Source organism: Paenarthrobacter sp. R1, from assembly GCF_030264015.1.
Lineage (GTDB): Bacteria > Actinomycetota > Actinomycetes > Actinomycetales > Micrococcaceae > Arthrobacter > Arthrobacter ureafaciens.
Genome location: NZ_CP127115.1, coordinates 4,544,111 through 4,556,706, shown reverse-complemented (window position 1 = coordinate 4,556,706; position 12,596 = coordinate 4,544,111). Strand labels below are relative to the sequence as shown.

Genomic DNA, 12,596 nt, shown 5'->3' with positions numbered 1-12,596 from the left:
CGGGACTACGTCAGCGGGCTCCCCCTCCAATGACTCCTGCCTCCACGGCTTTGGTCACTGCGTCGGCCTCGGCCTGGGTTAACTTGCCGTCGGTGACGGCTTTGTCGAGCCTGGATTTGAGCTCGGCGGCACGGTCTGACTTCGCCTCCGAACGTATCTCTTCGAGGGCCGCCGTGACCTTCGATTCCTCAACACCCAAGGAGGAAGCCAACGACTTTGCCAGCGCAGCCTCCATCGCTGCCCGGTCCTGCCGTCCGGTTTCGGATCCCTTGGACTGCTCGGTTCCATCCGACGGCGTGCTTCCCTCCGAGGGTTTAGTGTCGTCAGACGGAGCCTGAGCGGGTTTGTTGGCGTCGCGGAACGCCTTCAAGGCGTCGGTGACTTTGGTTTCATCAACCCCCAGCTTGGTAGCCAGTGCAGAAGCCAGGTGGCCTGCATCCCGTCCGGGGCCGCCGTGACGGCCATGTCCCTTGCCCGGTGCCAACCCGTCACCTGACGTTTGGCCTGGCGTTGCCGCCTCACTCGGCGTCGACGTTGCGCCGGGGTCCGGCGTCGTCGTTGCCGAAGCCATGCTCGTAACACCAAGTCCGGTGCCGAGGGCCAATGCTCCCGCCGCTAGACCCAACGTGATTTGCTTGGTTCTTGACATAACTAGTCCTCACTTCGCAACCGCCAGGTTGCGTCACCGTTGTTGCTGGTGGGCAGCCGGGTTGCTGCCCTGACTCAAGAGTGCGGTGACCACCCCGGCGGAGGCTGATGCGAAGCTGTTCATTGGCTGTGAACGTTTGGACAAAGCTGTGAGCCGACCAGCCAGGGCATCACCGGGGAGCGTCGAAGGCGTCGAGCAGGCGTTTCACGGCACCGCCCAGGTTCCATTCAGTGCTGAGCTCCTGTAACTGGTCACGGGAAGCCCCGTTCACCGGTTTCAACTGTGCGCCTACCTCGTCGAGGGAAGGCAGGTCGAGGTCACGGACCACGTTGACCACCGCAGGAGCTACCTCCAGGTAGTCGGCGGCCGCGGCGAGTTTTGCTTTAACGCCGGCGGACAGCCCGCCGTCGGCCGCTTCTGCCGCCTCGAGGAGGCCGGCGAGTGAACCATGTGTGGCGAGCAGCGACGCAGCTGTCTTCTCGCCGATGCCGACCACGCCCGGCAGTCCATCGGACGAATCTCCCCGGAGCGTGGCGAAGTCGGCGTATTGCTGCGGCAGGACGCGATACTTGCGCACGACGTCCACCTCTGTCAGTACCTCAAGGTTCTTCATGCCTCGGGCCGTGTAGATGACACGGATCGACTTCTCGTCATCCACCAATTGAAAAAGGTCCCGGTCCCCCGTCACAACGTCCACCGGCATGGACTGTCGGCCCGCATAGCTTCCGATCACGTCATCGGCCTCGTGATCGTCGACGCCCACCACCGCGATTCCAGCCAGTTCAAGCACGTGGCTGATGAGGGGAATCTGCGCTTGAAGGGCTTCGGGGACAACCTCGACGTCGGGACTTGAACTTACCTCTTCCGCCACTCGGTGGGATTTGTAGCTGGGTATGAGGTCCACCCGCCACTTGGGCCGCCAGTTGTTATCCCAGCACGCGATGAGATGCGTTGCCTGATAATCCGTGGTCAGCCTGGCAATCATGTCCAGAAGGCCGCGGACGGCGTTGACCGGGGTGCCGTCCTTTCGGCGGATGGTGTCCGGAACGCCATAGAAGGCACGGAAGTAGAGCGAGGCAGTGTCCAGGAGCATAAGTCGGGCCATACCTGATCCTGACATGCGGTGACGCTGTTTGGAGTGATTCGGACTTGTTCGGTGATGTGAGCCGGACTACTATGGTATTCGCAATAATCGAACAGCACGTTCTATTATAGAACATCACGGCATCCCCAGGTTGCCCCGTCACAAAGAAGTGAGGAAAGCCCGTGCATTTCCACCACCACGGTTACGTATCCGGCGACCCCAGAGTTGAACCTGCAGCCGGCGTGGGGATCAACCGGCCGGAGGATCTACCCGATGAGGTCGACGTGCTCATAGTTGGGTCAGGCCCCGCAGGGATGCTGACGGCGGCCCAACTGGCCCAGTTTCCTGATATCACAGCGCGCATCGTGGAACGTCGTCCGGGCCGCCTGGCCATCGGGCAAGCTGACGGCATCCAGGCCCGCAGCGTCGAAACCTTCCAGGCTTTCGGTTTCGCTGAGCGGATCATCGCCGAGGCCTACCGCATCACCGAGATGGCGTTCTGGAAGCCGGACCCGGAGGACCACTCCAGAATCGTCCGTAGCGCGCGGGCAGTTGACGACCCCACCGGAATCAGCGAGTTTCCCCACCTGATCGTGAACCAAGCACGCGTGCTGGACTACTTTGCCGAGTTCATGGCCAACTCCCCCGCAAGGATGAAGCCGGACTATGGCTACGAATTCCGCAGCCTTCGGGTTACTGACAACACCGCCTACCCCGTCTCCGTGACCCTCGTTCACAGTGCAGGCCCCTTGGAAGGGCAGGAACGGGTTATCAACGCCAAGTACGTAGTAGGTGCCGATGGTGCCCGGAGCAAGGTCAGGGAGTCCATCGGATGCCACCTGGCCGGGGACCAGGCCAACCACGCGTGGGGCGTCATGGATGTCTTGGCGGTGACAGATTTCCCGGACATCCGCACCAAGTGCGCCATCCAGTCCGGCTCGGGCGGCAGCATCCTGCTCATTCCCCGCGAGGGTGGCCACCTGTTCCGTATGTATGTGGACCTGGGCGAGGTTTCCCCGGAGGACCACGGCGCGGTCCGTAAGACGACCATCGAGGAGATTATCCACAAAGCCAACCAGATCCTGCATCCCTATACCCTGGACGTGCGCAATGTCGCCTGGCACAGCGTTTACGAGGTGGGCCACCGGCTGACGGACAGGTTCGACGACGTTCTGCCGGAGGAGCGCGGCAAGCGTACCCCTCGCGTGTTCATCACCGGCGACGCCTGCCATACCCATTCCGCCAAGGCCGGGCAGGGCATGAACGTCTCCATGCAGGACGGATTCAATCTCGGTTGGAAACTCGGCCACGTACTGGAAGGCCGGAGCCCGGAGTCCCTGCTCGATACCTATTCCGGTGAACGGCAAGTGGTAGCCAAGAACCTCATCGACTTCGACAAGCAATGGTCATCCCTCATGGCCAAAAAGCCCGAGGAATTTGAGGACCCCACGGAACTGGAGAACTTCTACACCAGCACCGCAGAGTTCCCGGCCGGCTTCATGACCCAATACACCCCCTCCATGGTGGTTGCCGAGGCAACCCACCAGGACCTTGCAACTGGCTTTCCGGTCGGCAAGCGCTTCAAGTCCGCCCCCGTGCGACGGGTCTGCGACACCAACCCGATCCATTTGGGCCACCATGCCAAGGCGGATGGGCGCTGGCGCATCTATGTCTTCGCCGACGCGACACCGGCAGGCGCCCCTGGCCCAGTGGCCGACTTTGCCGAGTGGCTCGAGACGGCACCGGACTCACCACTGGCTGCTACGCCGTCGACCCTTGACCGCGATGCCTGGTTCGACGTCAAGGTGATTTATCAGCAAGACCACACGAACGTGGACATCAATGCCGTCCCCGCGGTCTTCAAACCCGCCGTCGGACCGTTCAAACTGACCTATCTGGAGAAGGTCTTCGGCACCGACCCGGCAGCGGACATCTTCGACGAACGCGGACTCAGCCGGGACGGGGTGGTGGTGGTGGTCCGGCCCGACCAGTACGTCGCCAACGTCCTGCCGCTGAGTGCGACGGCGGAACTCGCCGGATTCTTCGCGGGCCTCAGGTCGGCGCCGAAGGCCCATGAGGTGCACGTACCTACGACGGCGGAGGCGCCTGCCGCTGCAAGTACCGCCGCGGCAAGCACCGCCGTGGTGGAGCACGCCTGATCCTCACAGGACCCAGGTACACAGAGCGGGCAAAACGCAGGTAAACAGGGCGGGCCCCGAGGCTCTCCGGCTCGAATGGCCGGCAGATCGCCCCGGGTGCCCGCCCCATCATCGAGCGGGCAAGTACTCCCCCGCGAAAAAACTGCGTACCCGAAGCGGCGACCAGTAACCACACCGCACATATTCGAGTAGCGACTACTCGTGCCCTGCTATGACGGCCCCCAATAGCTTGGACCCCAACGTCACGTTGTCTGGCTCATTGGAGGTTCTTCATGGATCTGCTGCACCTGCACATGGCACCGTCCGCGCGAGGGACCACCATGGCACGGACGGAGATGTGATCTCCATGCCCGCGCACACACGCATTGAACGCTCGCTGGCCGGTGACGCACCCTGGCTCTTCCTGTCTCCCCATCTGGACGATGCGGTCCTTTCCTGCGGGGCTCTGATCGAGGCTCAGGCCGGTGGCAGGGAAATCATCGTGGCTACCTTGTTCACCGAAGCAACCCCTGGCCCGCACACCCGGGCAGCCCGGTCTTTCCTGCGGCAGTGCACGCATTCAAGCGCACTGGACCTGTTTGAAGCCCGCAAGACAGAGGACAACAAGGTCCTGACGGAGATGGGTGCCCGCCCCTTGCACATGGGCGGCGTGGACGCCCTCTTCCGCCGACGCCGGCTCCCGCGGATCGGCAACCCGGCGTGGGGCAGGGTGCGGCCCGGACTTCCCCATCGTTATCCGACCTTCCGGTTCGACGTTGCCCTGGGTCGTATCTCCCACGCAGAGAAGGCCTTGATCAACCGGCTGCAGGGGGACGTCGCCGAGCTCATGGCACTCACAGGCGCCGAACTCCTGTTTTGTCCCGTGGGCGTGGGCAAGCACGTGGACCACCTGATCACTCGGGAAGCCGGTATGGCGCACCAGCAGAACCTGGTGCTGTATTCGGACTTTCCCTACGATCTGGTGTCCGGCCCGGACACTTCGCGGCTGGATCGCCTCGGCTACGTGCCCTGGTCATGGGACCGGGGGCTCGCCTCAAAGCAGGGGCGGATTCGCCAGTATGCCACCCAGGCTGACTCGCTTTTCCCCGGCGGCAAGATTCCACCGCGGGCCGAGACGTACTTTGTTCCTGCCCAAGGCAACTGAGGTTCAGGCGCAGGCAACTGAGGTTCGGGCACAGCTGACTAAGCTGCGGAGAACAGCTAGCACCCCTCTTTGTTGTTGACCGCCTTGTTTCCGGGCCCGTCGCCAAGCCTGAGGCTTCCTGTGTGGCAGTAGAGGTTGTCCGCGACGTTGATATTCTGCAGCTCACCATGGAACGTCAGCCACGGCCCCGGCATCTCCGCGAAAGAGTTTCCCACCACGTGGATGTCCCGGACCGCTGCAAATCCGTCGTAGTAACCGGTCTGGATTCCGTTGGGTGAATTGCGGAAGGTGTTGTTTTCCACCGTGATGTTCCGGATGGAGTGCTTCCCGACAGCCAGCTGCAGACCGGAGCCATGCGGACCGCCGCGGACGTTGTTGTTCCTGTAGACCACGTCGAAGACCTCGGCGCCGATCGTTTGGGCCACCAAGCCGTCGTCGCCATCTGCTCCCTGCCCCTGATCCACGGTGTTGCCTTCCACCACGCCGCCGTGGGAGTCGGTGATGTGGATCCCGTCCAGTTGGTCATAGGAGCCACTGCTGTCCGCTACGGTCTGGTTGTTGCGGACACAAAAATCGCTGCTTGCCACCACGGCGATTGAGTAGGTGAAGGGATTTTGGGTCCGGATCCCCTCCACCAGCGCGTTCCTGGAATGCCGGACGTCCACGAGGAATTCGGAGAGCCGGCCGCGGGTATTCCCGTCGAGCTGGTCCCCGCTGTGGTCCGCGGTCAGCCCGGCGATGGTCACGTTGTTGGCCCCATTGGTGGTGATAAGCGGATGTCCGCCGAAAGGACCCTCGGAAGACAGGAAACCGGGTCCGGCCTTCAGTACTGTGCCGGCGCCCTGTCCCCTGAGGGCAACGTTGGATTTGAGCAGCAATGGCTCAGCAAGCATGAATGTTCCTTCGGGCAGCTGGACAACGGCCTCCGCCGTTCGCCGCAGCGTCAATGGCCTGTTGCAGCGAGCGGGACGTGTCTTCCGGGTCCTTATAGCCATCGACAACATACTGGTTCACCCGGGTGGCCTGGCTTCCGGGCGCAAGGCAGTATTCGGGTCCTGCCGGACCCATGCTTGGCTTGGATGACAGGCCCGCAACTCCCACGCCCGCGACGACCACGACGGCGACCCCGGCGGCTGCCTTGACGGCGGCAGATCTCATGGGGTCATTTTATCCTGCGGTCCGGGCACCCTATGGCGGCAAGGGTCCAACGGTAAGACAATGGGCTCGTGGCCCCTCCTCCCTCCACAGGCAGCGGCGACACCATGAACGATGCCGCCCGCGCGATACAGCGTGTCTATCTGACGCTGACTCTGGGCAACACCATCGCGGCATCCTTCATTTGGGGCATTAACACCCTTTTCCTGCTGGACGCGGGGCTGAGCAACCTGGAGGCCTTCGCCGCGAACGCGTTCTTCACCGCGGGCATGGTCCTGTTCGAGGTACCTACCGGCGTGGTGGCCGACGGCTGGGGCCGGCGTACGTCGTTCCTGCTGGGCACCATGACGCTGGCCGGGTCCACTTACCTGTACTACGTGCTCTGGCAGATCTCCGCACCGTTTTGGATGTGGGCGGTGGTCTCTGTGCTGTTGGGGCTGGGCTTCACGTTCTTCTCAGGCGCAGTGGAAGCCTGGCTGGTGGATGCCCTGCGATATTCGGGGTACGAAGGCGGACTGGAGACTGTCCTGGGCCGCGGTCAGATGGCGCAAGGAATCGCAATGCTGGTTGGCTCCGTGGCGGGAGGGGTTATTGCCCAAGCCACGGACCTTGGCGTGCCGTTCCTGCTCAGGGTCCTGGTGCTCGTGGCCATGTTCGCGGTCGCGTTCCGGTTGATGCACGACGTCGGGTTCTCGCCTGATAGGTCGGCGCGTCCTGTGGAGGCCACCCGCGCAGTGCTGTCGGCCTCGCTCGAAAACGGTTTGAAGAACCGGCCTGTCCGGTACGTGATGCTGGCTGCTCCCTTTACCGCCGGCGTCGGGATTTATGTTTTCTACGCTTTGCAGCCTTTCCTGCTGGAGCTGTTCGGCGACCCCAAGGCTTACTCGGTCGCGGGGCTCGCCGCCGCGATCGTTGCCGGTTCGCAAATTCTGGGTGGCTGGTTGGCGCCGCACCTGAGAGGTCTGTTCCACAAGCGAACCTCGGTGCTGATCCTGACGGGTGTGATCGGCGGTGCCATTCTGCTGGCCTTGGGGTTCACGCGCCTGTTCTGGGTTGCTTTGGTGCTGCTGGCGTTGTGGGCGGTGATGGGTTCGGCGGCCCTTCCAGTGCGGCAGGCGTATGTCAACGACATGATCCCTTCCAAGCAACGCGCCACGGTCTTGAGCTTCGATTCCCTGATGGGTTCCAGCGGCGGCGTGGTGGTCCAACCCCTCCTGGGCCGTAGCGCGGACCTGTACGGCTACCCAGCGTCGCTGGCGATTGCCGGTGTCATCGAGTTGCTGGCCGTCCCGTTCCTTCTCGCTAGTCGCAGGCAGGCGCCCGTTGCCGACGGTGCGACGACGCCGACGACGACGCCGACGTCGGGGCAGGACGGACCGGAGACCACGGGTTAGTTCTTCGTGCGCCCCGATGCGTGCCGGACGCAGAACGGGGTCCAGGGCCGGGCTTCGAGCCTGCCCTCGGGTATTGCTTCCCCGCAGACAGCACAGTGCCCGTAGGTGCCGTCGTCGATGCGGGCCAGCGCCGCCTCAATCTGCTCCAATCCCGCACGGCTTTGCTCCATGAGCGCCCCGGCCTGTGACAGCTCGAACGCTATGGTGCTGCCCTCGGGGTCGTGTTCGTCGTCCACATTGGAGTCCACCCGGGCGGCGCTGACTGAGCGGATGTCGCCGCGAAGCGAATCAAGAAGGGTTCGTTTCTGCTCCCTCTCCTGATTCAGGATCGCGCGGAACCGCTCTGCATCAACCATTGTTCAGAGATCCACCGTGTTGCTCTCGCCAACGCTCATCCGGGAATGTGTCACTTTGGATTTGACCTATTGCAACACAGTGGCCGCGGTACCGCCGGGGCTGGTCCAGTATTCGGCGGAGTCGGAATCCACACGGAGCAGGCAAGCCTCGGGAGTCTCCGGTCCGTCAGGGAACCATGCCTCCGCAGCCTGGCTCCATTGCTCGCGGATCTGGGCCCGGTCCGTCACGACCTCCGCCGTTCCCGCCACAGAGACCCACTCAGTCTTCCGACCAAACGATACGTTGACCCGGGGATCTGCTTTCACGTGGGCCACCTGGGATGTCTCGAGGGACGTCAAGAACAACAGGTCGCCGTCTTCCCGGACTTCCTGGACGGCGAGAGGCCGGCTGACAAGCGCTCCGGACTCGTTGATGGTGGTGAGCATCCCGATCCTGGAGTCGTTGATGATTTCCGTGACCCTGCTGATGTCGTGTTCTTCAGTCATGTTCGCCTCTTTCCTCTGGTCAGGGAAGGTCCCCACGTCAGACTATTAGTAAGTTGCCTTATTTTCTAGCCGGGGGCGGGTCTTCCAGGACCGTGGGGATGTACTCCAGCAACTGGGCCCGGCCATCAAAAGTCCTGCTGTTGACCAACTCAAGGGCAACGTCCGGGTAGCCGTCGTAGATCCTTTCGCTTCCCGTACGGCCCGTGATCACAGGGAAGATGACCAGCCGGAACCGGTCCACGAGCCCGGCTTTCAGTAGGGACCTGGACAGGGAGAGGCTGCCCAGCGTGGACAACGTCCCGGTCCGGGTGCGCTTCATCCCGCGTACGGCTTCCACGGCATCGCCGCGAATCAACTCGCAATGTGGCCAGGCAAGGGGCTCTTGCAGGGTAGAGGAGAAGACGACCTTCCGCATGTCAGCCAAGCCACCCAGGCTGGCGCCTTCATCTTCGGAGAACGCGGCAGAGTCGTCCACCGCCTGCTGGGACAGTCCAGCCATCACCCTGTAGGTATTCGCTCCCATGAGGGTGGTGAAATCCTTCTTTCCCTCTTCTTCGAGCCAGGCAAGGTATTCCGGTCCTTCAAGGCCCCACCAGCCCGGCCAACCCTCGCCGGAGGCGTAGCCGTCCAAACTGATGATCAGGTCCACCATTAACTCTGCGCCGGACTTTTCGTTTGCTTCACTCATAATTGGCTCCTTGTGCATCTGCATGTGCCGTTGCGACCCGCCTTCGCGGCGCCCGCCGATCCGCTGCGACCCGCCTTGCCGGGGCTCACCAATCCAGACGCGGCTACCATCCGGAGGCGGCCATGCTATCGCCATGGCCAAGGGCGCTCAAGGGTCCGCACCTGCACTGCAGGCTATGGTCCGCACCGTCCATCGTTGCTAGCGTGGCGCCATGACTCCGTCCAAGACCCCGGCCGAGATTCTTACGATCGACGATGTGGACGTCCGCATCTCCAGTCCGGACAAGCTGGTCTTCCCGGAGCCCGGCCTGACCAAGTTGGACCTCGTCCGGTACTACTTGTCGGTCGCCGAAGGCGCACTCCGCGGAGCCGGCGGACGGCCCATGGTCCTTAAGCGCTTCCCGAAGGGCATCGACGCGGAGCCGTTCTTCCAGAAGCGCGTACCGGAGAACCACCCACCCTTTATTGACACGGCAACACTGCATTACGCCTCGGGCACGTCTGCCGAGGAAGCGGTGATTCGCGACGCTGCGGGTCTGGCGTGGGTAGTGAACCTTGGATGTCTGGACCTCAATCCCCACCCGGTGCGGGCCGAGGACCTGGACCATCCGGACGAGCTCCGGATTGACCTTGACCCGATGCCGGGCGTGGATTGGAAACAGATAGTGGACGTCGCGTACGTGGCACGGGAGGTGCTGGACGACGTCGGACTGGTGGGCTGGCCCAAGACCAGCGGCTCCCGCGGACTCCACATCCTGGTCCGGATAGTCCCGGACCATGACTACCGGCAGGTCCGGCTGGCTGCCGAGTCCCTGGCCCGGGAAATCGAGAACCGGGCACCGGGGCTGGCCACGGCCCGGTGGTGGAAGGAAGAACGGGGTGAGAGCGTCTTCGTGGACTTCAACCAGAACGCCAAGGACCGCACCGTGGCGTCCGCCTACTCCATCAGGCCCCTGCCGGACGCCAGAGTATCCACGCCACTGACGTGGGAAGAAGTGGCCACCATCCGGCCGGACCAGTTCACTGTCCTCACGGTCCCTGAAAGATTCAAGGACATCGGCGATCCCCACGACGGCATCGATCAGGCTGCAGGGAGCCTCGACGGGCTCCTCGCGCTGGCGGAGGAGTTGGGCCCGGCGGAGAAAGCTCCCCGGGGCGGAGACGGGTCCGGTCGCCGGAAATCGACCATGCCGCTCATCGAAGTGGCCCGGACCAAAACCAAGCCCGAAGCCCTTGATGCCCTGGAGAAGTGGAAAGCCAACCACAAGGACGTTGTTCCGGACCTCCATCCGGCGGACATCCTGGTGGATGGCATGCGCGGCTCTAGCTCGCTCTGGTACCGCGTGCGCGTGAACCTCCAGCACGTAGCCGAGGGTAGGCGACCGGAGCAGGAGAAGCTGATTGCCGACTACGATCCGTGGGCCGGAAAGGAATGGTCCGGCGGGCCGGAGAGGTAAGCCCCGGCCCGCCGGAACCAGGGTCCTAGCGGCGCGGAATGTTGCGGAGGTTGCTGCGGGCCATGCTGACGGCCTCCCCCGCTCCGCGGTTCAGCACCACCTTGGACATGGCCGTAGCAAAACCGATGACCTGTGAGCCGGAGATCTTCGGAGGGATGGACAGCGCCTGCGGATCGGTGATCAGTTCCACGAGTGCAGGGCCGGGATGTGCGAACGCTTCCCGGTAGGCTGACTCAATGTCTGCCGGGTCCATCACCCGCACCGCGTGAAAACCGAGTGCTTTGGCCACAGCGGCATAGTTGGCATCCGGTACGTCCACCCCGAAGTCGGGCAGGCCATCCACCAGCATCTCCAGTTTCACCATGCCCAACGTGGAGTTGTTGAACACGACCACCTTCACGGGCAACTTGTGGGCAGCCACGGTGATGAGTTCACCCAGCAGCATGGACAGTCCCCCGTCGCCGGAGACCGACACCACCTGGCGGCCCGGATAGGCCAATTGCGCTCCAATGGCGTGCGGGAGGGCATTGGCCATGGAACCGTGAAGGAACGACCCAATCAGCCGGCGGGTCCCCAAAGGGTTGATGTAGCGCGCCGTCCACACATTGCACATGCCGGTGTCCGCAGTGAAGATCGCATCCTCGGCGGCCACCTGGTCCAACAACGACGCCGCGTATTCCGGGTGGATGGGCTGCTTCTTCTCCACCTTCCGCGTGTAGGCTCCCACAGCCTTGTTCATCAAGCGGTCGTGCTTCTTGAGCATCTGGTCCAGAAAGCGGCGGCTCGATTTCGGCTTCACCAGGGGCAGGAGCGCAGTGAGGGTGGGGAGCACATCACCCTGGACGGCGATGTCGACGTCGGTCCGCCGCCCCAATCGCTGGGCGGCGCGGTCTACCTGCGCCGTGCGGGTCTCCGGAAGGAACTGGTCATAGGGAAAGTCCGTTCCCAGGAGGACCAGCAGGTCAGCGTCTTCAATGCCTTCGGCCGCGGCTCCGTAGCCGAGCAGTCCCGTCATCCCAATGTCGAACGGGTTGTCGTACTGGACAAAATCCTTGCCGCGCAGGGAATGCCCGATCGGAGCCTTCGCCAACTCAGCCAGGGCAATCAACTCGCTGTGTGCTCCCTCGACGCCCGCGCCGGCAAAAATGGCGACCTTGCCGGCGTCGTTGATGGCATCGGCGAGTTCCTGCACGCTGGCCGGATCCGGAACCAAACTGGCGGGGCGGAACGTCGCCGGAAGTGGCGTTGAAGCCGTGGCTTCCAGGCCCGCAATGTCACCGGGCAGAGTGACGACGGCGACGCCCCTCAACGCGACGGCATTTTGGATGGCGCTATGCATGACGCGCGGCGCCTGGTCGGTGGTGCTCACCAGTTCGGAGTACACCGAGCATTCGTTGAAGAGCCGGTCCGGGTGGGTCTCCTGGAAGAACCCGCTGCCTATTTGCTTGCTTGGGATGTGGGAGGCAATCGCCAGCACCGGGGCGCCGGTACGGTTGGCGTCATAGAGGCCATTGATCAGGTGGAGGTTGCCGGGGCCGCAGGAACCGGCACACACGGCCAGCTTTCCGGTGAGTTGCGCTTCGGCCGCTGCGGCGAACGCGGCAGCTTCTTCATGCCGGACGTGGATCCAATCGATACCCCCTTGGGCGGAGCCGCCGGTCTGCCGGACAGCATCGACGAGGGGGTTGAGGCTGTCGCCCACGATCCCGTAGATACGCTGCACTCCGGCAGCTTGGAGTTGTTCGATGAGTTGGGTTGCAAGCTCTTTGGCCATAGTGCTCCTCCTCGCCAGCGCTACTTCTTCTCGGTCAGGGCCGAGGCTTTATGCGCCGCACGGGCACCGGTCTTGTCCGACTCCACGATGTATTGCGGCTCATCCTCGCTGGCCCGGTGCGTGTTGCCTTCGAGTTCGAAGTCGGACGTCTTCTTCTCGACGATTTTCCCGTGCGTCGCGCCCTGGGACGTGTTCCATTCGACGTGCGTGCCTTTGCTTAGCGTCATGGCTGCTCCTTGCGTCTGGAGGGC

At 63.4% G+C, this 12,596-nt stretch carries 12 protein-coding genes and 1 pseudogene; 4 read left to right on the top strand and 9 right to left on the bottom strand.

Going from position 1 to position 12,596, the window contains the following annotated elements; translation table 11 throughout:
* Window positions 1–10: 10 nt before the first annotated feature.
* Both QN084_RS21630 and QN084_RS21625 read right to left on the bottom strand, forming a co-directional pair.
* Window positions 11–649, bottom strand: coding sequence for a hypothetical protein (locus QN084_RS21630; RefSeq protein WP_031217288.1), 639 nt, complete (start codon window positions 647–649; stop codon window positions 11–13).
* Window positions 650–818: 169 nt separating this feature from the next.
* Complete coding sequence (locus QN084_RS21625) at window positions 819–1,769, bottom strand: 5'-3' exonuclease (protein ID WP_031217289.1); 951 nt, start codon at window positions 1,767–1,769, stop codon at window positions 819–821.
* Between the two features lie 146 nt (window positions 1,770–1,915).
* On the opposite strand from QN084_RS21625, the gene QN084_RS21620 reads away from it, so the two are divergent.
* Both QN084_RS21620 and QN084_RS21615 read left to right on the top strand, forming a co-directional pair.
* Window positions 1,916–3,892: an FAD-binding monooxygenase gene (locus tag QN084_RS21620; protein WP_083262084.1), complete on the top strand. Its 1,977-nt coding sequence runs from the start codon at window positions 1,916–1,918 to the stop codon at window positions 3,890–3,892.
* A 346-nt stretch (window positions 3,893–4,238) separates the two neighbouring features.
* Complete coding sequence (locus QN084_RS21615; RefSeq protein WP_069696525.1) at window positions 4,239–5,036, top strand: PIG-L family deacetylase; 798 nt, start codon at window positions 4,239–4,241, stop codon at window positions 5,034–5,036.
* A gap of 56 nt (window positions 5,037–5,092) precedes the next feature.
* Here QN084_RS21615 and QN084_RS21610 read toward each other — a convergent pair whose 3' ends face one another.
* Together QN084_RS21610 and QN084_RS21605 are read right to left on the bottom strand one after the other, a co-directional pair.
* Complete coding sequence (locus tag QN084_RS21610) at window positions 5,093–5,929, bottom strand: right-handed parallel beta-helix repeat-containing protein (RefSeq protein WP_069696511.1); 837 nt, start codon at window positions 5,927–5,929, stop codon at window positions 5,093–5,095.
* Window positions 5,919–6,194 (bottom strand): hypothetical protein, encoded by a 276-nt coding sequence (locus tag QN084_RS21605; protein ID WP_069696510.1) that lies wholly within the window; start codon window positions 6,192–6,194, stop codon window positions 5,919–5,921. The genes QN084_RS21610 and QN084_RS21605 overlap by 11 nt, the downstream gene beginning before the upstream one ends.
* Window positions 6,195–6,298: 104 nt before the next feature.
* Here QN084_RS21605 and QN084_RS21600 point away from each other — a divergent pair, with 104 nt between their 5' ends.
* On the top strand, window positions 6,299–7,585 hold the full coding sequence (locus QN084_RS21600) for an MFS transporter (protein ID WP_021474566.1): 1,287 nt from the start codon (window positions 6,299–6,301) through the stop codon (window positions 7,583–7,585).
* Here the strand turns inward: QN084_RS21600 and QN084_RS21595 are convergent.
* The 3 genes and pseudogenes from QN084_RS21595 to QN084_RS21585 all read right to left on the bottom strand — a co-directional run bounded on the left by QN084_RS21595 (window position 7,582) and on the right by QN084_RS21585 (window position 9,115).
* On the bottom strand, window positions 7,582–7,941 hold the full coding sequence (locus tag QN084_RS21595) for a TraR/DksA family transcriptional regulator (RefSeq protein ID WP_021474567.1): 360 nt from the start codon (window positions 7,939–7,941) through the stop codon (window positions 7,582–7,584). The two genes, QN084_RS21600 and QN084_RS21595, sit on opposite strands and share 4 nt — an antisense overlap.
* Before the next feature lie 3 nt (window positions 7,942–7,944).
* Window positions 7,945–8,427: pseudogene (locus QN084_RS21590) on the bottom strand (pyridoxamine 5'-phosphate oxidase family protein).
* Window positions 8,428–8,485: 58 nt separating this feature from the next.
* Entirely contained in the window at window positions 8,486–9,115 is a 630-nt protein-coding gene (locus tag QN084_RS21585; protein WP_069696509.1) for a dihydrofolate reductase family protein, read from the bottom strand.
* A 211-nt stretch (window positions 9,116–9,326) separates the two neighbouring features.
* Here QN084_RS21585 and ligD point away from each other — a divergent pair, with 211 nt between their 5' ends.
* Window positions 9,327–10,571: a non-homologous end-joining DNA ligase gene (ligD, locus tag QN084_RS21580; protein WP_069696508.1), complete on the top strand. Its 1,245-nt coding sequence runs from the start codon at window positions 9,327–9,329 to the stop codon at window positions 10,569–10,571.
* Window positions 10,572–10,596: 25 nt separating this feature from the next.
* Here the strand turns inward: ligD and QN084_RS21575 are convergent, their stop codons facing one another.
* Both QN084_RS21575 and QN084_RS21570 read right to left on the bottom strand, forming a co-directional pair.
* Window positions 10,597–12,345: a pyruvate dehydrogenase gene (locus QN084_RS21575; protein ID WP_069696507.1), complete on the bottom strand. Its 1,749-nt coding sequence runs from the start codon at window positions 12,343–12,345 to the stop codon at window positions 10,597–10,599.
* A 20-nt stretch (window positions 12,346–12,365) separates the two neighbouring features.
* Window positions 12,366–12,572: a hypervirulence associated TUDOR domain-containing protein gene (locus QN084_RS21570; RefSeq protein WP_021474572.1), complete on the bottom strand. Its 207-nt coding sequence runs from the start codon at window positions 12,570–12,572 to the stop codon at window positions 12,366–12,368.
* Window positions 12,573–12,596: the final 24 nt, after the last annotated feature.

Bases quoted from the DNA above. Each gene is read 5' to 3' on its own strand.
- QN084_RS21630 (WP_031217288.1), bottom strand. From the start codon at position 649: ATGTCAAGAACCAAGCAAATCACGTTGGGTCTAGCGGCGGGAGCATTG.
- QN084_RS21625 (WP_031217289.1), bottom strand. From the start codon at position 1,769: ATGTCAGGATCAGGTATGGCCCGACTTATGCTCCTGGACACTGCCTCG.
- QN084_RS21615 (WP_069696525.1), top strand. From the start codon at position 4,239: ATGCCCGCGCACACACGCATTGAACGCTCGCTGGCCGGTGACGCACCC.
- QN084_RS21610 (WP_069696511.1), bottom strand. From the start codon at position 5,929: ATGCTTGCTGAGCCATTGCTGCTCAAATCCAACGTTGCCCTCAGGGGA.
- QN084_RS21605 (WP_069696510.1), bottom strand. From the start codon at position 6,194: ATGAGATCTGCCGCCGTCAAGGCAGCCGCCGGGGTCGCCGTCGTGGTC.
- QN084_RS21600 (WP_021474566.1), top strand. From the start codon at position 6,299: ATGAACGATGCCGCCCGCGCGATACAGCGTGTCTATCTGACGCTGACT.
- QN084_RS21595 (WP_021474567.1), bottom strand. From the start codon at position 7,941: ATGGTTGATGCAGAGCGGTTCCGCGCGATCCTGAATCAGGAGAGGGAG.
- QN084_RS21585 (WP_069696509.1), bottom strand. From the start codon at position 9,115: ATGAGTGAAGCAAACGAAAAGTCCGGCGCAGAGTTAATGGTGGACCTG.
- ligD (WP_069696508.1), top strand. From the start codon at position 9,327: ATGACTCCGTCCAAGACCCCGGCCGAGATTCTTACGATCGACGATGTG.
- QN084_RS21575 (WP_069696507.1), bottom strand. From the start codon at position 12,345: ATGGCCAAAGAGCTTGCAACCCAACTCATCGAACAACTCCAAGCTGCC.
- QN084_RS21570 (WP_021474572.1), bottom strand. From the start codon at position 12,572: ATGACGCTAAGCAAAGGCACGCACGTCGAATGGAACACGTCCCAGGGC.